This window comes from Pedobacter sp. SYSU D00535 (assembly GCF_017355855.1).
In the GTDB taxonomy this organism is placed as follows: Bacteria; Bacteroidota; Bacteroidia; order Sphingobacteriales; family Sphingobacteriaceae; genus Desertivirga.
This window is the reverse complement of the sequence record NZ_JAFEWD010000005.1, coordinates 261,138-280,361: the sequence shown is the minus strand read 5'-3', so window position 1 is coordinate 280,361 and position 19,224 is coordinate 261,138. Positions and strand designations below refer to the sequence as shown.

20 protein-coding genes and 1 tRNA gene are annotated in these 19,224 nt (G+C 42.8%); 5 read left to right on the top strand and 16 right to left on the bottom strand.

Annotation, left to right across the window (positions count from 1 at the left end; all coding sequences use genetic code 11):
* The first annotated feature begins 390 nt into the window (after positions 1-390).
* Positions 391-816 (top strand): nuclear transport factor 2 family protein, encoded by a 426-nt coding sequence (locus J4N23_RS13370; RefSeq protein WP_242689227.1) that lies wholly within the window; start codon positions 391-393, stop codon positions 814-816.
* Between the two features lie 53 nt (positions 817-869).
* On the opposite strand, the gene J4N23_RS13365 is transcribed toward J4N23_RS13370, so the two are convergent.
* Positions 870-2,753 (bottom strand): DNA topoisomerase IV subunit B, encoded by a 1,884-nt coding sequence (locus J4N23_RS13365; RefSeq protein WP_207427988.1) that lies wholly within the window; start codon positions 2,751-2,753, stop codon positions 870-872.
* A gap of 313 nt (positions 2,754-3,066) precedes the next feature.
* Between J4N23_RS13365 and J4N23_RS13360 the strand changes: the two genes are divergently transcribed.
* Both J4N23_RS13360 and J4N23_RS13355 read left to right on the top strand, forming a co-directional pair.
* Positions 3,067-3,264: a hypothetical protein gene (locus tag J4N23_RS13360; RefSeq protein WP_207427985.1), complete on the top strand. Its 198-nt coding sequence runs from the start codon at positions 3,067-3,069 to the stop codon at positions 3,262-3,264.
* Between the two features lie 30 nt (positions 3,265-3,294).
* Entirely contained in the window at positions 3,295-3,456 is a 162-nt protein-coding gene (locus J4N23_RS13355) for a hypothetical protein (protein ID WP_207427983.1), read from the top strand.
* Positions 3,457-3,587: 131 nt separating this feature from the next.
* Here J4N23_RS13355 and J4N23_RS13350 read toward each other — a convergent pair whose 3' ends face one another.
* The 4 genes from J4N23_RS13350 to J4N23_RS13335 all read right to left on the bottom strand — a co-directional run bounded on the left by J4N23_RS13350 (position 3,588) and on the right by J4N23_RS13335 (position 7,393).
* On the bottom strand, positions 3,588-4,037 hold the full coding sequence (locus J4N23_RS13350) for a GNAT family N-acetyltransferase (RefSeq protein WP_207427982.1): 450 nt from the start codon (positions 4,035-4,037) through the stop codon (positions 3,588-3,590).
* A gap of 654 nt (positions 4,038-4,691) precedes the next feature.
* Positions 4,692-5,168, bottom strand: coding sequence for a hypothetical protein (locus J4N23_RS13345; RefSeq protein ID WP_207427981.1), 477 nt, complete (start codon positions 5,166-5,168; stop codon positions 4,692-4,694).
* Between the two features lie 384 nt (positions 5,169-5,552).
* Positions 5,553-7,136, bottom strand: coding sequence for a sialate O-acetylesterase (locus tag J4N23_RS13340; RefSeq protein ID WP_207427980.1), 1,584 nt, complete (start codon positions 7,134-7,136; stop codon positions 5,553-5,555).
* A 2-nt stretch (positions 7,137-7,138) separates the two neighbouring features.
* The gene (locus J4N23_RS13335; RefSeq protein WP_207427979.1) at positions 7,139-7,393 is read right to left on the bottom strand and encodes a hypothetical protein; all 255 of its coding nucleotides are present in this window, start codon (positions 7,391-7,393) and stop codon (positions 7,139-7,141) included.
* 136 nt (positions 7,394-7,529) lie between these two features.
* Between J4N23_RS13335 and J4N23_RS13330 the strand changes: the two genes are divergently transcribed.
* On the top strand, positions 7,530-7,898 hold the full coding sequence (locus J4N23_RS13330) for a hypothetical protein (RefSeq protein WP_207427978.1): 369 nt from the start codon (positions 7,530-7,532) through the stop codon (positions 7,896-7,898).
* A 267-nt stretch (positions 7,899-8,165) separates the two neighbouring features.
* On the opposite strand, the gene J4N23_RS13325 is transcribed toward J4N23_RS13330, so the two are convergent.
* The 11 genes from J4N23_RS13325 to J4N23_RS13275 form a co-directional block, all read right to left on the bottom strand.
* A complete protein-coding gene (locus J4N23_RS13325; RefSeq protein WP_207427977.1) occupies positions 8,166-8,528 on the bottom strand; it encodes a hypothetical protein in 363 nt (120 codons plus the stop codon).
* Between the two features lie 332 nt (positions 8,529-8,860).
* Complete coding sequence (locus J4N23_RS13320) at positions 8,861-9,211, bottom strand: nuclear transport factor 2 family protein (protein WP_207427975.1); 351 nt, start codon at positions 9,209-9,211, stop codon at positions 8,861-8,863.
* Positions 9,208-9,975, bottom strand: coding sequence for a BlaB/IND/MUS family subclass B1 metallo-beta-lactamase (bla, locus tag J4N23_RS13315; protein WP_207427974.1), 768 nt, complete (start codon positions 9,973-9,975; stop codon positions 9,208-9,210). Before bla ends, J4N23_RS13320 begins: the two co-directional genes overlap by 4 nt.
* Positions 9,976-10,078: 103 nt before the next feature.
* On the bottom strand, positions 10,079-11,020 hold the full coding sequence (locus tag J4N23_RS13310) for a CPBP family intramembrane glutamic endopeptidase (protein WP_207427973.1): 942 nt from the start codon (positions 11,018-11,020) through the stop codon (positions 10,079-10,081).
* A 242-nt stretch (positions 11,021-11,262) separates the two neighbouring features.
* Positions 11,263-12,276 carry a zinc-binding alcohol dehydrogenase family protein gene (locus J4N23_RS13305; protein ID WP_207427971.1) on the bottom strand — a complete coding sequence of 338 codons (1,014 nt, stop codon included), beginning with the start codon at positions 12,274-12,276 and terminating at the stop codon, positions 11,263-11,265.
* 375 nt (positions 12,277-12,651) lie between these two features.
* Positions 12,652-13,650, bottom strand: a complete 999-nt coding sequence (locus J4N23_RS13300; protein ID WP_207427970.1) for an alpha/beta hydrolase — start codon at positions 13,648-13,650, stop codon at positions 12,652-12,654.
* Positions 13,651-13,813: 163 nt separating this feature from the next.
* The gene (locus J4N23_RS13295) at positions 13,814-14,233 is read right to left on the bottom strand and encodes an AraC family transcriptional regulator (RefSeq protein ID WP_242689226.1); all 420 of its coding nucleotides are present in this window, start codon (positions 14,231-14,233) and stop codon (positions 13,814-13,816) included.
* 207 nt (positions 14,234-14,440) lie between these two features.
* Positions 14,441-14,734: a hypothetical protein gene (locus J4N23_RS13290; RefSeq protein ID WP_207427969.1), complete on the bottom strand. Its 294-nt coding sequence runs from the start codon at positions 14,732-14,734 to the stop codon at positions 14,441-14,443.
* A gap of 121 nt (positions 14,735-14,855) precedes the next feature.
* A complete protein-coding gene (locus J4N23_RS13285; RefSeq protein ID WP_207427968.1) occupies positions 14,856-15,392 on the bottom strand; it encodes a hypothetical protein in 537 nt (178 codons plus the stop codon).
* A 427-nt stretch (positions 15,393-15,819) separates the two neighbouring features.
* A tRNA-Ala gene (locus tag J4N23_RS13280) sits at positions 15,820-15,893 on the bottom strand.
* 614 nt (positions 15,894-16,507) lie between these two features.
* Entirely contained in the window at positions 16,508-17,683 is a 1,176-nt protein-coding gene (locus J4N23_RS13275; protein ID WP_207427967.1) for a hypothetical protein, read from the bottom strand.
* A gap of 189 nt (positions 17,684-17,872) precedes the next feature.
* Between J4N23_RS13275 and J4N23_RS13270 the strand changes: the two genes are divergently transcribed.
* The gene (locus J4N23_RS13270; protein WP_207427966.1) at positions 17,873-19,177 is read left to right on the top strand and encodes an MFS transporter; all 1,305 of its coding nucleotides are present in this window, start codon (positions 17,873-17,875) and stop codon (positions 19,175-19,177) included.
* Positions 19,178-19,224: the final 47 nt, after the last annotated feature.

The window sequence follows — 19,224 nt, the reverse complement described above, 5'->3', positions numbered from 1 at the left end:
TTGTAAAAGAGCATTCTGCTCGAACATGACTTCAGCGCAAACAAAAGGATATAAGAAAGCAGCAGCATTGCGGCGATAAAATGAACGCAAGCTTTTACATGATCGGGATACTCGGGCTCTGTGTTTAAACAGCATTAAACCAAAACACAATGGGTTTATTGCTATTCATTCCTGATCAGCAACCCTTAAAAATTTTGCAAGCCAGCAGGTCAGAAAATGAAAAAGAATGACGGTGTCATTTGTATAGAGCACCAATTTTTGACGTCGGCGCTACAAAACGTCAAAGTGTTAAAAATATGTTAAAAGGAGATTTTTTTTTATCCTCGTCGTAACGCGGGGACTGTTGCGGCGTCTATTGGGTATAAACCAGCACTCAAAAAAACAACAGATATGAAAACTCTAAAAACTTTCGCAGCAGCCTTACTAATGGCCCTTTCTTTCTCTGTATTTGCTTCCGACGAGCCCAATAATCAGAAGCTCAGTATGGACTACGCCGTAAAAGCTTACATTGACGCTGTGAGCCACGGTAAGATAAAAGGGCTATCAGAAGTTCTTGACAATGATGTAAAATTTACTGTGACCCGCGGAGAGAACATCATCAATTATTCGAAATCGGAAATGCTTAATTCGATGAAAGGCTCGCAGAACCTCGAGCAGAATTGCCAGACTGACTACAGTGTGATGGAGCTAAACGGCACACAGGCTGTAGTTAAAGTAACGATGAAATACGAAGCTTTTTCTAAAGTGAACATTGTCACCTTGGCCAATACCACCAAGGGCTGGAAAATCACCAATGTATCTAGTTCTTTCGTTTAACACGTTTCTGTATATAAAAAAAGAAGAGGCCTCCGGGCCTCTTCTTTTTTGTCTTAAGCTGCAGCTTCTTCTTTTATCGTTTCGGCACTCGCAGCAAGCTGCGCATCATCCTTTTCAACCCGGAGGTTCCCGACAATATGCTGCTGCCGGTTCGGCGTATTTTTCCCCATGAAGTACTCCAACAACGAGTGGATGTTTGCATCCTTCAGGATCACCGGTTCCAGGCGGATGTCTTTGCCAATAAAGAGACCAAACTCATCCGGCGAAATTTCCCCGAGCCCTTTAAAGCGCGTGATCTCCGGTTTATTGCCCAGCTTCCGTATGGCCCGCTGCCGTTCTTCGTCGCTGTAGCAATAAATTGTTTCTTTTTTATTTCTAACGCGGAACAGGGGTGTTTGCAGAATAGAAACGTGCCCTGCCTTCACCAAATCAGGGAAGAACTGCAAGAAGAACGTCATCATTAACAAGCGAATGTGCATTCCGTCGACATCCGCATCAGTAGCAATAACGATGTTATTATAACGAAGACCATCTAATCCATCTTCAATGTTCAAGGCATGCTGCAGGAGATTGAACTCTTCATTTTCATAAACCACCTTTTTGGTCAAGCCAAAGCAGTTCAGCGGTTTTCCTTTGAGACTAAAAACTGCCTGAGTCATCACGTCCCTGGATTTGGTGATCGAACCGCTGGCAGAATCCCCCTCGGTAATAAAGAGTGTGGTCTCCTGCTTACGCTCGTGATTATCATCAAAATGCAGTTTGCAGTCGCGTAACTTCCGGTTGTGAAGCGAAGCTTTTTTTGCTCGCTCATTCGCCAGTTTTTTTATGCCTGCGATATCTTTCCGTTCCCGTTCCGACTGGAGGATCCGCTTGAGCAGGGCGTCAGCAGTTTGCTGATTTTTGTGAAGATAATCGTCCAGGTATTTTTTCACAAAGTCGTTCACAAATCCACGTACCGTTGGGCCTTCCGGACCGACATTCAGGGATCCCAGCTTTGTTTTCGTCTGCGATTCAAAAACCGGCTCCTGAACTTTTACCGCAATAGCGGCTACTATTGATGCGCGGATATCCGAGGCATCGAACTCTTTTTTATAAAACTCCCGGATGGTTTTTACGACAGCCTCGCGGAAAGCAGCCTGGTGCGTGCCCCCCTGGGTGGTATGCTGGCCGTTCACGAAAGAGTAGTACTCTTCTCCGTACTGCTGTCCGTGCGTCATCGCGATCTCGATATCTTCACCTTTCAGGTGAATGATTGGATAACGAATAGAATCTGCATCGGTATTCTTCACCAGGAGGTCATGCAAACCTCGCTCTGAAAAATACTTTTGTCCGTTAAAACTGATCGTTAAGCCCGAGTTGAGAAAAACATAGTTCCAGATCATGTTTTCCACAAACTCGGGAATGAAGCGGTAATGCCTGAAAATGGTGTCATCCGGATAAAAGGTGATGGCTGTACCATTGCGTTGAGTGGTATCTTTTTCCGGCTCGTCTCTTACCAGCTCCCCTTTTGCAAACTCAGCAATCTTCGTACGGCCGTCCCGGTAAGACTGCACAGTGAAACTGGTGGATAATGCGTTGACCGCTTTAGTACCGACCCCGTTCAATCCAACTGACTTCTGAAAGGCTTTTGAATCGTACTTACCGCCTGTATTTATTTTGGAAACACAGTCGATGACCTTACCCAGGGGAATCCCCCTTCCATAATCGCGCACTGACACCTTATGATCGCTGATGCTGATTTCAATCGACCTTCCTGCCCCCATCACAAACTCGTCGATGGAGTTGTCCACTATCTCCTTCAGCAATACATAGATTCCGTCGTCATAAGCAGAGCCGTCTCCCAACTTCCCGATATACATACCCGGACGTAAGCGAATATGCTCCTTCCAGTCAAGAGAACGTATACTATCTTCACTATAATTTATGTCTTCTGCCATTCTGTTTGATTGTTTTCCTCTTACTCATCCTATCGATACAAAAATAAGACTTTAAAGGCTCCTGAACTTTAAATATAAAAAAGACTCTTCAGAAAACCTATTTGTACAGAGAAATAGACACCTAATCGGGCCCTTCGGCTGTTCTTGCAGACGCTGTACAGCTGCTTTTTTCTATCTCGTGTTTTAAGCGAACCTAGAATTCCCTTAAACAGAATTAGCTACACTGTTAATTATCAATAAATTAAGATACGACTACTTCTTTTAGAAAGAATTTGGTACAGAATTGGAGTAGAGTATTTCAGATTCACGAATTATGGTAGTCGTTAACAAAATAAAAGTTCCTAAAGAATTTAAGGATGGAGCCCCGGAAGATAAAGACTGGGATAACCCTACCGATCCGGAACATGCCGAAGACGAGCGCGACGCAGAGCAGTTGATCCGTCAGAAGCGGGAAGCTGAAAGAAGAAAAAATAATTTGAGCGAAGATCCGGAGAATACCAAAGAAGATTAAATTAAAGAACTCAACCTAACTCAAGATATTATGAAAAAAGCGAACAAAACAACTGTAATTAAACTTAGCGAAAGATTTGACAAGGAATTACTAAACATACTTTCTGAAGAATTGAAAAGTCTTAAGTCGACTAAAGATTCTATTATAAAAACGCTCAGACCGAATTCAAACGACGGCTGGCTAGTTGCTTAAAAATATACTTAACAATCAACCCTTACAACGTTGACCTTACAATAACACAATCGTTCTTTTTTCCCTCAGTTAAACAACAAGAAAATAAGTCCGGGTTCTTAGCCAGGACTTATTTTTTTACCACTTCCCTGCTATAAAAATCTACGCATACACACGCTTTCTTCCATTCCTTTGTAAGGACCGAAATTATCAATGACCGTGAAGCCGTGCTTGGCGTACAACTTGATCGACTCCGGTTGCTTTATACCCGTTTCCAGAACTGCCTGTTTGTAATACAAACGTTTGGCCCAATCCAATAGTTCCTCAATAACTGAAGACGCAACTCCAAAACCTCTGAAATAAGGATTCACGAACATCCTCTTGATTTCCACTGTATCCACGTCGAGCTCTTTGAAGCACCCACAGCCTACAGCAATATCTTGAATATAGGCCACTACAACAGTTTGAAGATTTCCGAGATTTGTATAGGCGTTGTACTGATAGTTCTCACTTGAGTACCTGCTTTGCAGGTCACTATCCAATTCCATAATCAAATTCTGAAAATCCCGATTCTTCGCGGTTGTCCTTTTAATCCTTACCATCTATTACCATTCACTTAACCAAATATACCTTCTGTTTAAGATTAATTCATATTAAACCACGAGAAATGCGAAAGTGAAAATTAGAGCGGCAAAAAACTGTAATTATCATTTCTCCATATCCAAAAAACAGCTGAAAAATTGAAATAAAAGCAAGAAACAAAAAACTATTTCTCTAAACGATGGTTGTACTACAAATTGTGATAAGGTTTAGGTTGCCCCACTGTAGAGATATAGCGGGGCTTTTTTATTGCCCTCGCCGACGATTTTCAAAAAAGTAAGCACTATCCTCCCTCACCGTCAACACATTGGCACAACTTCTGCATAGGTAAAGGTATACAGCATACAGCGCAATCACCAATTTAGCTGAGATATTAACTATCAGCTATGGTTCACCATATATCTTTACACACTTATCAAAAGCATAAAGCACCCGGAGGGTGCTTTTCTTTTATTGGTAATCCCCCTGCTGACAGTTGAGGTATGGTCATCCTACGTATTTCTTACGTATCAGGGATTACAGATCCTTTATCTGCAAAGATGGCAGACCGTAATTAGCCTACGGGTATTCAACGGTGCGAAGACAAGGTTGCTATAGGGACATGACAGTAGCATCCCTTCAGGCAGAGGCAGATAAAAACCCAGAAAAAACATCAATCAGGGACGAACTGATAAGTAGAATCTTCCCGGCGGACCTGAATTTGAGGTGAAAGCAGCCCGGGATTGACCACTTTTCTTTCTGCTAAGACCTGATTCAGCTCTACTTTGGTTCTCGTGCAGCAAAAAGGGCCATTGAGCGTAGGATAACTGAATCAGAACTGAACCAGGAGGCTCTTGTTCCAGAGCTGTTTTTCCTTTCATGTAGTCGGCAATGGCTGCATTGAAAACTTTCCTGCCCTTCGGGAGTCGTGCCTGGTAGGCCGCCTTTTTCTCAGGATTACTGATAATGGCCCTGGCATAAGCTACCGCATCGGCAAAACGTTTTTGTTCCGCCTTTTGCTTTTCAGTGTAAACCACCTTGCTCATATCCGGAAAGGCGGTAATCAGCGTTTTCCCCAGCCGGTGTTTAATTACCACCAGGCCTTGCACACTGCCGCGAATGTTTTCAGGAAGAGGGGTACGCAGGATAGCCATAGCGCAAAAAGGTTTGGTTAAATTTAACAAGTAGAAGAGATAAAAGCAAGAATATCCGGGAACGGTGGAAGTGGTCGCATGCCAGGTAAAAAAGCCATTGGCTTTTTAATTATTTCATAAAAATTCTATTGCTGCCTTACCCGTGCTGCCCTTTTTATCTCCTAAGAATACTTCGGCCGCCGCCAGCGGGGCCGCCAGCCTAAAGAAAAGGAGCGGCAAAAGATAACTTATTGATCGCTTAACACGGAGATAATAAGCAGAGGAGATATTTGTAGTGTTATAATATCCTTTCTTAAATTAATGATTGTTAAAGGTAGTAGAAGCGACTACCTTTTTCTATTTCCGGGCGGATACCGTAGCCAACCTTTCCTCCACCTGTATTGATTATTTAAGCTCCCACCAGGATGTATGATATACTACATCCGTCCTGAACGGAGAAGCCGGCAAGGAAGCGCCGTTGTATAAGTTTCCATCCGGCACATTCGCCCACCCATACCTTACCGCCACCGGATTGCTAACTGCATCACTAAATACCACTACCTTGTCTCCGCGTAGCATAGCTTTTGCGGAAACAAACGCTCCACCCGGCCCTGCAATGGTAAAACCGCGGAGCTCGATGCCCTGATAGTGCAAGCCCCCCTGAACATGCCGGAAAGAAATTTCGACGGAATCAGCTTTTAGGGTATAAGCATCATAGATGGGACCTGAATAAGCGAGGGATTCGTTGTAAGCAAGAGCCCGGGCGGCGAGCGACAGACGATGTCCGATGGGTTGTTTGAAGGGCGGATGGATATCATCCGGATCGCCGCAGTCGGTAGTGACTACCATGGCTGTATTCCTGCGTTTTTTTAAAGTCAGCAATTGAGATTCCCGGAGTTCCGGATTATTCTCCTTAAAAGGAGCAATTTGTACATAGAGAAACGGGATATCTCCGAGCTTCCAGCTTTTTCGCCAATCCGTTATTAAGGTGGGAAACAAGAGCTGGTACTGCAGCGCAAAGTCTCTGTCGGATTCTCCCTGATACCATAGCACTCCTTTCACAGGAAATTTAGTAAGGGGAGCGATCATGCCGTTGTAGTAACAGCTGATGCGCCGCCGTTCTGCAGGGTTCTGCGGAGGAACTGGCGGGCGTGGTTTCGGTTTATTTTCCTTTTTCGCGAGTTCAAGTTCCTTTTGGTAGGCCGCCAGCAGGGAATCCTTTTGGAGCTCGTATTCAGCTAATTTCTCAGGGTAGACCTTCATGGCCGCGTCGTAGGCCTGCACGAGGGGCAACAGCTCCGGGTTGCCGGCCAATCCAAGGCGACTGGTCCAGAACTGCGCCTGTGTTCCGCCTACGGAGGCCAATAGCAGTCCGACCGGCACTTTTCGCGCCTTATGTAAATCCCGTGCAAAAAAATAAGCGACTGCCGAAAAAGACTCAATGGTGGAAGGAGAACAGACGGTCCAGCTACCCTTTGCATCTGCCACCAGCGTATCAGATTGCTTGTAAGGGACTGTATACTGCCGGATTAAGGGGTAACGGGCGGCTTCCTTTTCCTGTTGATAATTGGTAATGGTTTGATACCTGGCATGGGGAGACATTTTCCGCTCCATATTCGACTGGCCACTGCAAACCCATACTTCGCCGACGTAGATATCCTTAATCGACAGGACTGCATCTCCCGCAATCGTCATTGTATAGGGACCACCTGCCGGCATTGGGGGTAAAACGACGCTCCACTGCCGCTCGACTACTTCAGTGACCGCTACTTTTCCGTTAAATTCCACCCGTACTTTTTCGCCGTTCCGCCCCGTTCCCCAGACGGGTATTTTCAACTGCTGTTGTAAGACCATATGATCGGAGAACAAGCTGTTCGGCCGGGCTGCATGGAGCTTCCCGGCACAACTTATAAGAAACAGCACAACTAGCCAGGCAATCCATGGCTTTGAAAAAAACGGACGGGTATTGATGTTCAAGCTAGCGTTCACTCCTATGTCTGTTTAAACAACTCCTCCAGTTTATTGCCTACCAGGCGGAGCAAGTCCAGATTAGGACTTAGGTTCAGTTCTATCGATTTAGGGTCGAGCACCGCGCGGTAATTCCTCTCTTCATCGGGTTCGAAGAAAACCCCGACTCCATCTATGTCTACATGAAATTTGTGCGTATAACCCGAGGCCGTAAGGGTCGCTTCCAACTCTTTTTCCTGCCCCTTATACGTTATGGGTAACTTGAATCCTTCTTCCATCTAATTGCTTCTTGTCTTATAAATAACGGATGAATGCTCCTCCCCATGTATTTGCCACTTCTGCAAGGAGAAAAGTTCATGAAAACATAATCTTTCGTCGCAAAGGTAGGCGAGTAAATTGATTATCTTAGCGCCAATGAAAAAGCTTTTACTTATCGCCTTCCTTGCCTTGTCGCTACCCTCCTTTTCTCAGAAAAAAATCAGCTCTGCAGAAGCGGCCAATCATGTGGGCGACTCGGTTCTTATCTGCGAAAAAGTATATGGCGGCCGCTTTCTGGAAGCCGCGGAGATCACCTTCCTGAACATGGGAGCGCAGTATCCCTACCAGCTCTTTGCGGTGGTAATCAAAGGGGAAGACCGGGCTAAGTTTGCTTTTAAGCCCGAAGCAGAGTTTCAGGATAAAACGATATGTGTAAGCGGTAAAGTCCAGCTGCACCGGGGAAAACCGCAGCTGATTGTAGTAGATCCTAAACAGATTACGGTGAGTAACCAGGTAGTCCCGTGAGCGCCGCCGAATCACTCCGGTTCCTCATCCTTTAGATAATCTTTCAACTCCTCTTTTAGCCGGTAATAATGGCTAATCTGTTCGCAGCGATAGCGTTCGTCGTCGAAGGGCGGTCGGACGGAAACTTCTGTAAATTCTGCCCTGTCCCTTGTCCTGACCGTGATCACATCGCCGATTTCCGGGGTTTCCGTTATACATGTCGAGCAGTATCAATTAAAAAGAGTTGCAACTGGAAGACGGCTCAAAACATCTTGCTGTTTTTTAAATTTAGATGAAAGCATCAAAGTAATCCTGAACCAGTTCCCATCTGTTAGCGTTATAAACTGCTTCCGAGGTAGGACGCTTGTATAATTGCAGGTCAAAGGTGTATTGCAAGAAAACAGTGATGTAATCTTCATTGAATTGAATCTTGTAGGTATCGTCCTTTGCAAGCAGTACAAATTCAGAGTATTTATCAAGCTTAAACTCCACGCAAGTCGGTTCAACCCATAGTGTTTTTACTTCGTTTGTTGTGTTTTCAAATTCAATAGAAATCAGATCCTTATCATTGATGAGAATTCCGTTTCTGTCAACTGAAATACTATTCTTATTGCTGCTGGCTCTGAAAAAAAGTTTGTCTAGTAGTCCCATATTTGTTGCTTCGTTTGAACAAATATTGACAGAAACGGGTGCGGGATCAAATCACTAAATTTGATTCTGGATTACCTGATGTTATAACGCAGTTGATTCGAGGAGAGTCAACTCTATTTGCCAGAAGGAGTGCATCCTTCAGCACCTTCCCTGAGGATTACTACCTATACTATGCCACTTGCAGCAATGCACTGTTGGCGGTAGTTTCTTTCTGATTTAAACGATATCAAAAAGTACGGAATAACAACTGCTGATCGACGGAATATATAAACTCTTCAACTAGCTATTAGTTGTAGTACGAGCTTTAAGCTATCTGTTGCAACTTGTGATTTTCACTTGTTTTCAATGACAAAGGCTTTCAATTCAGCCATCTTACCATCGCGAAATCGCCATACATCGCAATAAGAATAGTCGACCATTATGCCTTGCCCGTTTTTCATTGTGATTGTGCCGATAGCTGTAAGGAAATCACCTTCAGCAATTAAGTTTTCAACTATAAACCTTGGAGGTTCCTTGTAAGCCGTTGCCATGTAGTGTCGAACGGCGTCCTTGCCCTGCAAAGTCTTATCGCCGATAAATACCCATCTGGTGTCTTCAGTGCAATAGCAAAGAAAACCTTCATTGTCACCCTTTATAATCGCTGCATTGGCCTTTTCTAAAATTGCTTTATTGATCTCGCTCATTTGAATACTATTGCTAAAATGATGTTAACGGTAGTTTTTATTTTTTTTAGTTCTTTTGCCATCTTAATTGAATGGTTCAAGGAGTTTATATTATTCCAATTATGATGTGACACAATTATATATTTTGGGTCAGGATATTTTTTCTGAACATTTTTAAGAGTTGTTTCATATTCAAAAACATTTCCGTCTCCCAAATACCCTAAATGTTCGGCTTCCGCACCTTTTATCAAACAGCCTCCATAAAGAACTTTCTCTTTGTTAAACCACAAAACGATATTGTCTTCCGTATGCCCCTGTCCTGGATAATAAGTTTCAAATGAATATTGTCCAATATTGAAAATGGTATCTTTTTCAATTAAATATTCAGCTCTTTTTTTGTTATTCTTTCTACTTAAATCATCTGTTAATTTGGTGGTGTATGTCTTAATTCCCTTCTGCTTGTAGTATTCAAGCCCATCAGTTCTGTCACTATGCCAATGAGTCGCTATGCAAATTGTTACCTCTTTATTGTGTTTCAATTTGATACTGTCAAGCAAAGGTTGAAATTGTGTCGAATCCCAGGGTGTGTCAAACAGGGCAACGCCATTCTCGGTAACAAGATACATCCCATTAGCAGGTATATGGCTTCCTTCGGAGGTATTGTATGTTGTATAGATATAAAAGTCGCCTCTTAAGTGTGTGATTTTGAGTTTAGGTTCATTCGCCTGTCCAAAAATATTTGTTAGCGAAAAAAAGAAAGCTACTATTAATACTATCTTCTTCATTCGTTTTTGTAGATTAATTTCTGTTGGTGTCGGTATTCTAAAAATACCGCTCAAAGTTAGGGATTGCCGATGTACTGGCACCAGCATCCCTCAATTTAACCTACTACAAGTGTTTAACAGGGTCTAGTCGTTCAGCACTTGTTATCCGATCGGTATATTGGCAATCCCCTGTTAGCGGTTCGTTGTATTTCTTCCAGTACGGTTTTATGATTTTTCCTTCTTTATGGCTTAATATAAGTAGTACAATGGTTGGGATTAAACAAAATAAGGTTGCCTGAATTGAACCTTCCGGACCAAATTGTCCACCAGTAAACCATGCTGCACCCTCAATCTTGGAAGTTATTAATGTTTTTGAAGTGCTACTGCCTGATACATTGGCACCGAATATGGCAGATTGCGTAAAGTTCCAGGCAAAATGAAGTGCAATAGGGAACCATAAATTCCTTGAATAGATGTAGGCGGCTCCCAGTAAAAGCCCGGCTTGAATGGCCAATCCGACGGCCGCCAATATGGAACTGTTCGGATTAATGAGGTGCATGGCTCCAAACAACAAAGCAGAAATAACTAATGACAGGTAACTTCCTAATATTTCTTCTGGGATTCTGAAAATGATGCCTCTTAGCAGAATTTCTTCAATAATGGCTGAGGTAAACGCCATCGTTAATGCTGGAACAATAAACAGGATAGGATTGATTGAAATGACTGAATAGCCTCCTTTGAAGTAAATGACCAATATGGTCAGCGACTGTAGCACCACTCCCAAAACAATTCCAATCGTTAATGTTTTAAGGATGTTGACTTTTGAGAACTCCGTAATTTTTCTTTTTTCATAATGTTTGAATAAATAAGAGTAGGCAAATATCACAAGCGTGGCAGCAAAAGCTCCTGCAATTAGTTTTTTAAAGTCACTGTCAATACTAGTTATTTCAAGTGTTTTTTGAGCTAAGGCTTGTCCTGCTCTAACAGTTCCCAGACAAACAATTAATGCAACTATTATTTTTATTAAGGGAAAATGAAGGACTTTTTGTCCAATGTTTGTTTTCATTTCTTAAGTTTCTAATTCTTTGAGACCACGTTTACAAAGACGCTAACGTTGAACAGCTTTGTGCAGTAGCGGCACTAGCGTATTTTCAGCCGAAACGATTACTAAAGTTAAATTTTGATTCTACTGCTTGGGATTAAGAACGTCAAGCTGCTATTGCACAAACTGAAGTTAGCCGTTCGCCTTTTTTTTCAGCATCGTTATTGGTTGCACCAGCCTGAATGGTTAATATGCCTTTTTGTCTTTCAAAACTTCACGACAACTTTTCCAACTGTTTTTCCGCTTTCCAATAAACGGTGAGCTTCTTTCATGTTTTCGGCAGTCAATCCTTCCAGTGTGGTATGAAGTGTTGGTTGTAATATGCCATCATCCAGCAATTGAGCAATGTTGTTTAGAATATTGTGCTGCTCTATCATGTCTTCTGTTTGATACATAGAACGGGTGAACATCAGCTCCCAATAAAAACTGACACTCTTTCTTTTTAGCTGATTTAATTTTACAGGTTCAGTCGGGTCGCTGATACAACCTACCTTTCCCTGCGGTTTAATGAGATCTACTATGGGCTCCCAATATTGATTCAGGTCTACAAAGTCTACAATATAGTCTACCTGCTCAAAGCCAATATTTTTTATTTCACCAATAAGGTTGTTGTGGTTGACTACATGATCTGCGCCCATTTTTTTGCACCATTCCATGGTAACGGCTCTCGATGCTGTGGCAATAACATTTAAGCCCAACAGCTTTTTAGCCAGTTGGATGGCAACTGAGCCTACACCTCCTGCGCCGCCTATAATAAGTATGCTTTTGCCTGCATCTTTCTCTTTACTTAATTGTAGATGGTCAAAAAACATTTCCCAGGCAGTAAGTGAAGTAAGCGGCATGGCAGCAGCTTGTTCCATGCTTATGTTCTTTGGTGCAAGCCCTACAATGCGTTCATCCACCAGCTGGTATTCTTGGTTAGAGCCATCTCTCGTAAGGTCTCCTGCATAAAAGACCCGATCACCTTTCTTGAAGAGTGTGACTTCATTGCCAGTAGCCTCTACTGTGCCGACAGCATCCCAACCAATAACTTTGGGAGTATCCTGTTGCTTGTCTTTAAGGCTGCTTTTTCTTATTTTATAATCTACAGGGTTGACCGATATGGCTTCAACTTTTACCAAAATGTCTTTTCCTTTCGCAGTTGGTATTTCCTTTTCAAACTCAATAAAACTATCCGCTTCATCAATGGGTAATGACGTCTTAAATCCAATTGCTTTCATAATATCTGTCGTTTTTGCTTTCTTTTAGTTTTAACAATAGTTCTAAGAACTGTATTCGATACTTTGCTGTATGTGTTGCCAAAAATTCTTCTTTTCCTACATCCTTCAGGTCTTGTTGGAAGGTTGACGGCTAACGAACAGGGCTTTGTGCTGGTGGGGAAATAGCATTCCGTCTGCCGATAACCGCCGCTCAATTTATAAATTAAAGTTCATTGTTTATTCTATTGCTGAATGTTGTTCGTCATGCTGGCACTGTAGATGATGCGTGCACATACTGATGTTTATTCCATCAGCCCCACTTGCAAAACCAATGTTGGTGGCCGCCTATTCTGTTCGTTAGTAATTATATTTTGAAATCGGGTTTTAGCTACCAGGTTAATTTTTAATATATTTCTGCGATTCAGCGAATATTTCTTTATATAAATTTACTCTGTCACCTTCATTCAAAGGACCGGGGATGGAATGTAACATACCTTTCATCTCTTTATGAAAGGTAGGGACTTTTGCTTTTTTAAGTTTTTCAGCAAAGTCTTTTCCTGTATCTTTTAAAGGGTCAAACTCACAAGTTATTACATAGGCAGGGGGTAAGTTTGATAGACTATCTGAATAATACGGGAATACCAATGGATTAGTATGGTCAGCCATATTGGGTAAATAGCTAGCCATAGCATATTGCATTTCGGGTTCTTCTAAATAGTAACCTCGTTTTAGCTTTTGATAAGCATTGGTTTGGAATGGAAGATAGCCTGCAGGACATTCCAAAACTTGATATTTAATGTTAGTCAAATGCTGTTGTTTTGCTTTGATAGCCACGGTCGTTGCCAGGGTAGCACCCGCACTTTCACCTGCCACAATTATTTTGTTAGAATTTCCGTCCCATCTTTCGATATTTGAAAGTGTCCATAGAAAAGTGGCAAAACAATCATTGTTAGGAATTGGATAAGGATGTTCAGGGGCAACCCTGTAATCAACTGCAACTACAATAGCCTTATACAATTTGGACAACCTTGCAGCATATGATACAGAAAGGTTTGTCCACGGTAACAAGAATGCTCCCCCATGAAAATACAGAATAACGGGGCTGTTTTTATCGAAAGTTTGGGACTTAAAAATGTAAGTTGTCAGGCTGTCATTTGTTATTTTAAGGGTATCTACACTTAATCCTTCCAAATCAATCGGAATTGCATCTATCATGTGGCTTCGTTCTATTACGGTCATTTTCTTAAGTTGTCCAACCACGTCGTCTGTTGTATTCAGTTTCAAAAATAGCGCCTGGCCCCAATTCAAACGACCTTGTGGATTAAATGTAAGAGAGTAAACATATACCACTATACCAATGATGCTACACAATAAGATGAGTGAAATGTATTTCATTATTTTCATGTGGTACTTAATTAGAAGTCAATTGATGTAAAAGTCATTTATTAGTTGTAGTGGCTAACAAGTTTGTTGTCTGCAGTTGCGACCAACGTTCTCGCCTAAACTCACGTTGCGTCTTGGCGACCTAAGATCAATTATTCGTAATTTTCTTAAGGTGCTAACTCATAATCCTGTACTCCTTCGGAGATTCACCCACCTTTTGCTTGAACAGACGTATAAAATGCTGTGGATACTTAAATCCCAACTCATGGGCTATCTGACTCACGGTTTTGCTGTGGTCAAATATTTTTTCTTTTGCGACGTCAATCACTTTGGCTTTAATGTACTCCTGTGCGGTTATTCCTGTTTCTTTCTTGATTAAATCTCCAAAATAGTTCGCCGATAAATTCATTTCGCTGGCACACCAGGCCACCGATGGCAAGCCGATTGTCTGGGGCTTATCTGTCTGGAAATAGTTGTTTAACAAAACCTCAAAGCGCTCTAAGATTCCCTTGTGGACTATATCACGGGTAATAAACTGACGGTCGTAGAAACGGATACAGTAATTCAGGAAGAGCTCGATATTGGAGACGATCAATCGTTTGCTGTGTTTGTCAATGGCATGCTCCAGCTCATATTCAATCTTGGAAAAGCAGTCCAGTATAATTTTAGTTAAGCCACCAATACCAGAGTTGCCAATTTCCTCTAAGGCTTTCTCTTTAATTAGAAACGAGGCTTTAATTGTATCAGCGTTGAAAATCGCAAGCGTATCATCCTTAATCTTATAAATCCCTTTTATCCCATCTCATCTTTGATCATTCGTTAATGTATAGCTGGTATCTGCGTACAATTTTAGCAAAATTCCTCCAATTGGCGCTTCTCTGCTTGCTGACAATAGAAGCTTTTGGCTCTTTGGTCTATTTGAATAAAGACGTTGCTCGATAACACTAATGATAGTTGTGAGGAGAAATAGTAGGATCAGTGAGAAGCCTGCTTTCTTATATCCCGTTTTGTTCCCTCTCAATCCTGAGATTAAAAACCAAACTGTGCCGAGCAAGCCGATTAAACCTATCAGCAATTTAAGAATTGAAGTTATCATTCTTTTGAAATTTAACTAAGGTGATCATTTAGGCTTTCATTGGACCCATTTTCATGATATTTGATTAGCTTCAGGTTACACTTATACATTTTTAAATAGTCAGGGTGACAGAAACTAGGGTCTATTTCAGCCTAATTGAATCTACTATATCATAACCTAAGAATCCTTCAGATAAATAAAGATCGACACTATCGGCTTTTTCCACATCTTCTGTCCTATCAGGTCGAAAGTCAAATCTTTTCAATATACCATCAACTTTCACATAAAAGGTAGGCTTCCTATTACTCCTATTATTCCTACTTCCGGGAATTGATGATTTTCGTACTATCGTCAACTGTTCACTGGAACCGCTAGATTCTTTTAAGAGATAATTCAGACCCAAAAAAGTAGCAGTAATCAAACTGCCGCCTGTTATAATACAAAATAGGATACAACTAAAGTTTCCGTAACTCGTACCAGATTTTAGAAAATGATGCAGCGGAAAGTAAAGTATTCCAGAGAGTAAATAGATTGCAGCAACCACTTTCCAATGCATTATTGTTCCATCAAAAAGCCATAGGTTCAACAAATTAACCGCTGCTGCAATAAAGAATATGGAGTTTAGAATAATGGCTTTCTTATTGACCGTCTTAACTGCTATAGGTCTGGCTCTTTTCATACTGAGGAGTAAAAATAGTATGCTTTAACTTAAAATAGGCAAAATTGCCACTTCTGCATCAGAACAGGCAAAAATTTCGATTACATGAAACAAGCAGAAAGAGCGGCTATTCACCGCTCTCTTGTTATCATTTATCTTTTACAAATCGGATTGAGTATTCACCAACTTGTTGATTATCCATTTCACCTATGACATGGAAGCTAAATACAAGTTGCGCAGTCAGTGACTGGATGTCCAAAACATAGCGATGCTACTGAGACCATAATTTTGGAATTTATAGCAGGCATCATTATTTCATGGATGTAAACAGGGAGTAAACAACTCCCAAAATACTCGTTTCAAAAGCCTCTTGTTTAAAAACAAGAAAGCACCCGAACGGGTGCTTTGTCTGTTTAAGAAGGTTTGTATATAGTTTGAGCTCGACGAGTGGAGAATATCGGAGTCGAACCGATGACCTCTTGCATGCCATGCAAGCGCTCTAGCCAGCTGAGCTAATCCCCCGTTTTGAGGAAGGCAAATATAGAACTTTTTTGAAACTGCCAATCACTAATTAAGATTTTTTGAGGATAGTTTTTATCGCTGGGAAGAGGTAATAAAAGGACGGCGGAACCGCCCTTTCCAAATCATGTAGTAAAAGAACGAGTGCAGGACGAAACTAGCTTTCCTGTATTAACCGATCATTAAGAGAACATTAGTTCTGACCGACTCTTTTTCGGCTAGCCCGAACGTCGGCGGGGGAATGCGTAGGGCTTCAAAAAAGGCGATTGAAAGTAGTACGCTGATTTTTAAACCCGGGCGAAGTGGATACCGGCCTGCAGGCTAAGGCCTGAAGGCGTATGAACGGAGCACGGGACTGCCCGTCGACTGAAACGCCGGCGGTCTTTTCCAAAAGAAGTATAAAAATTAACCTTGTAGCAGGAAACTTATCCACCTAAGAAAAAGGTCAACTAATTGTAATGCTGCAAATTAGGGGTAACCCTGAGGGCGGCGTGGCGTAGAAGAATGCAACAACGAAATTGTTAACGTTCTTAAGTTGGATGAGGTTAATTGAAAGGGAGATTTGAGGGGATCTCCCTTTTTTTATGCGCTTCCCCCGCCACTCTCTTCCGGCCGGGCTACTGAACCGGTTTAAAGTGGATGAGCTCGGTGTCGAAGTCGGAATAGTTATAGCTGGTTACTTTCACCACCATCTCGAAATAAGCCGGGAATTCCCCGTACCTTTCCTCCACCTGCTGCCGCAATTTCGCCGCTGTTGCTGGCTTACTGATATAACTCGTCAATCCCCGGAGGCCGGAAGCATGAAAATCGCCCATGAGGGTAATCAAATTATTATTGGGGCCGGGAATCTTCACCAGCAAGGCATAGTCGACATAAGAACCTTTGATATATTCGGGCACCGTCAGTTTCTTTTCCTGCCCGTCCTGCCGGATGCTGATCGTTCGGGGATTGGTGGCGATCCGCAGTGATGTTTTCTCCAGGAACTTATTCATCCAGCCAAAGGAATTGATATTCGCGATAAAAATAACGTTGCTGTTCTTGATGTCGTCGATATTCGATTCGGATAAGGTTTGCAGACGTGTTTCGACGGAGGATTTAGCGAAAAAGGAAATGAGATCGGGCAGCGGCCAGAGGTTGTTGCGCGAGAAATAGGGGTAGTTAAGCTCTGACACCTCACTTTTGATCTCCTGCAGTCCGACCGGCTTAGCAAGCTCCAGGTCTTCTTTCGAGTTAACGGTAATATCCCGCACGATCAGGTTGCCGGCGGCCGAGTGTTGATCCTGTACCCGAAAAAAGAAAGGATCGCCAAGCGTAATGGAAACAGGCTGCGCACTTTCCACATAGGCATTCCAGACCGGGTTTTCTACCGTTTTCGACCTCTGGGCGGTAAACAGATAGAGGTTGGCCAGCAGGGAAAGTAAGAACAAGCTACCGAGTACCAGGGGCAGGCGCTGAATCGCTTTTTTCTTCTCCCCACCCCTATTTCTTTGGTGAATCAGGACTGTATAACTGCCCTTCGGGATCTCGACCAGCTCTGCATCCTCTTTTCCTTCCTCTGCGTAATACTTCTCCAGCAGTGTTCGTAGCTTGTAAATGTTCACCCGGACAATGGTATCGTCGCTGGCGATGAATTCTGCTCTCCGATTGAAGTAAGCTACCGCGATATCCATTTCTTTCAGGCTCTGTCCCCTAACCGACTCTGCATACAAAAATCTAAGCAAGCCTTTGAGCACTTCTTTATTGGCAAAGGTCTTACTGGAGAGCACTTTTTCGATTGTCGGGCTTTGGTTCATAGAGGTAAAAACTGGCTTAGCTTTCTATATCAAATATATCATTAAAAGCGGTTTCCCGCTAGTTCCGGTGCTGTTAACATTGTTAATTCACGGTTATTCACTTTTTTCCCTGCCCTCCGAAGTGAAAATTCGAGCAAGGGTCTCTTAGCGGATAAGAGCCAATATCACTAACCTCCAAAATCTAATTCAATGGAAAAACCGAAAGGAAAGTATCGCTGGAAGATACTTGGTTTGCTTTTTATTGCAACCGCAATTAACTACTTCGACAGGAGCATCATCGGCTTTTTAGGTCCGACGCTGCGCAATCACGTATTTTACTGGACCGACCAGGATTACGCCAACATTCAGATCACTTTTAAGATAGCCTATGCGCTGGGGCTGATTGCCATGGGCGCTCTTATCGACAAGGTGGGAACAAAGATCGGGTATACGATATCGATCGTGGTGTGGACCATTTTCGGGATGTCCCATGCGCTGGTTACTACGGCCATGGGTTGGGTAGGATTTGCCATTGCGCGGTTTGGTCTGGGATTCGGGGAAGCAGGAAATTTCCCAGCGGCTATCAAGACGGTTGCGGAATGGTTCCCTAAAAAAGAGCGGGCCTACGCCACAGGCCTTTTCAACGCCGGTTCCAATGTAGGGGCGATTCTTGCTCCTTTGCTGATCCCTCTTTTTGTGGATAACGAGGGACTAGGCTGGCAAAATGCATTTTTTATCACTTCCTTCTTCAGCTTTGCCTGGATCATTATGTGGTGGAGAACCTACAATAAGCCGGAGCGGCATCCCCACCTGAGCAAGGAAGAACTGGACTATATCAACAGCGATCAGGAAAGCTCGTCTGCAGATGAACGCCCCGTATCCTGGAAATTACTTTTGGGCCGTAAGGAAACCTGGGCCTTCGCTTTTGCAAAGACAACCGATGCGGTGTGGCTTTTTTACCTCTTTTGGGGAGGCTTCTTTTTGAACAGAGCCTTCGGTTTGGAACTGCGTGGGTTAGCCATACCGATCGTTATCATCTACCTTTTAGCTGATGCAGGAAGTATTGCCGGGGGGTGGTTCTCCTCCTTTTTAATTAAAAAAGGTATGGAAGTTTATAAGGCGAGAAAGGCGGCGATGCTCGCCTCTACTACACTTATTGTGCCTGTCATTTTTGCTCCGCAGGCGCAGGAGGCCTGGGTAGCTGTACTTCTTATTGCTTTAGCTGCTGCCGGCCATCAGGCCTGGTCTTCGAACCTCTTGACCCTGGTTCCGGATATCTTTCCGAAAAAAGCGACGGCGTCAGTGGTAGGTATCGGAGGAATGGTAGGATATGCTACCGGCGCATTGTCGGATTACTGGCTGGGGAAAGTACTCACGGAAAGTGGTGGCATTGGTTATGTTTATGCCTTCGCCATTGCCGGTTCCTTATACTTTGTGGCGCTGCTGGTAATTCACTATGTGCTGGGGCAAATGAAACCCATTGATCAGCAGGCATTGAGAAATGCTTACTCCTAAAATCACAAAAGCACCGTCTCCGGTGCTTTTGTTATAAAGATCAATAT

Bases quoted from the DNA above. Each gene is read 5' to 3' on its own strand.
- J4N23_RS13360 (WP_207427985.1), top strand. From the start codon at position 3,067: ATGGTAGTCGTTAACAAAATAAAAGTTCCTAAAGAATTTAAGGATGGA.
- J4N23_RS13335 (WP_207427979.1), bottom strand. From the start codon at position 7,393: ATGGAAGAAGGATTCAAGTTACCCATAACGTATAAGGGGCAGGAAAAA.
- J4N23_RS13275 (WP_207427967.1), bottom strand. From the start codon at position 17,683: ATGAACCAAAGCCCGACAATCGAAAAAGTGCTCTCCAGTAAGACCTTT.
- J4N23_RS13270 (WP_207427966.1), top strand. From the start codon at position 17,873: ATGGAAAAACCGAAAGGAAAGTATCGCTGGAAGATACTTGGTTTGCTT.
- J4N23_RS13345 (WP_207427981.1), bottom strand. From the start codon at position 5,168: ATGGCTATCCTGCGTACCCCTCTTCCTGAAAACATTCGCGGCAGTGTG.
- J4N23_RS13370 (WP_242689227.1), top strand. From the start codon at position 391: ATGAAAACTCTAAAAACTTTCGCAGCAGCCTTACTAATGGCCCTTTCT.
- J4N23_RS13325 (WP_207427977.1), bottom strand. From the start codon at position 8,528: ATGGGACTACTAGACAAACTTTTTTTCAGAGCCAGCAGCAATAAGAAT.
- J4N23_RS13365 (WP_207427988.1), bottom strand. From the start codon at position 2,753: ATGGCAGAAGACATAAATTATAGTGAAGATAGTATACGTTCTCTTGAC.
- bla (WP_207427974.1), bottom strand. From the start codon at position 9,975: ATGAAGAAGATAGTATTAATAGTAGCTTTCTTTTTTTCGCTAACAAAT.
- J4N23_RS13310 (WP_207427973.1), bottom strand. From the start codon at position 11,020: ATGAAAACAAACATTGGACAAAAAGTCCTTCATTTTCCCTTAATAAAA.
- J4N23_RS13330 (WP_207427978.1), top strand. From the start codon at position 7,530: ATGAAAAAGCTTTTACTTATCGCCTTCCTTGCCTTGTCGCTACCCTCC.
- J4N23_RS13350 (WP_207427982.1), bottom strand. From the start codon at position 4,037: ATGGTAAGGATTAAAAGGACAACCGCGAAGAATCGGGATTTTCAGAAT.
- J4N23_RS13300 (WP_207427970.1), bottom strand. From the start codon at position 13,650: ATGAAATACATTTCACTCATCTTATTGTGTAGCATCATTGGTATAGTG.
- J4N23_RS13285 (WP_207427968.1), bottom strand. From the start codon at position 15,392: ATGAAAAGAGCCAGACCTATAGCAGTTAAGACGGTCAATAAGAAAGCC.
- J4N23_RS13355 (WP_207427983.1), top strand. From the start codon at position 3,295: ATGAAAAAAGCGAACAAAACAACTGTAATTAAACTTAGCGAAAGATTT.
- J4N23_RS13320 (WP_207427975.1), bottom strand. From the start codon at position 9,211: ATGAGCGAGATCAATAAAGCAATTTTAGAAAAGGCCAATGCAGCGATT.
- J4N23_RS13290 (WP_207427969.1), bottom strand. From the start codon at position 14,734: ATGATAACTTCAATTCTTAAATTGCTGATAGGTTTAATCGGCTTGCTC.
- J4N23_RS13305 (WP_207427971.1), bottom strand. From the start codon at position 12,276: ATGAAAGCAATTGGATTTAAGACGTCATTACCCATTGATGAAGCGGAT.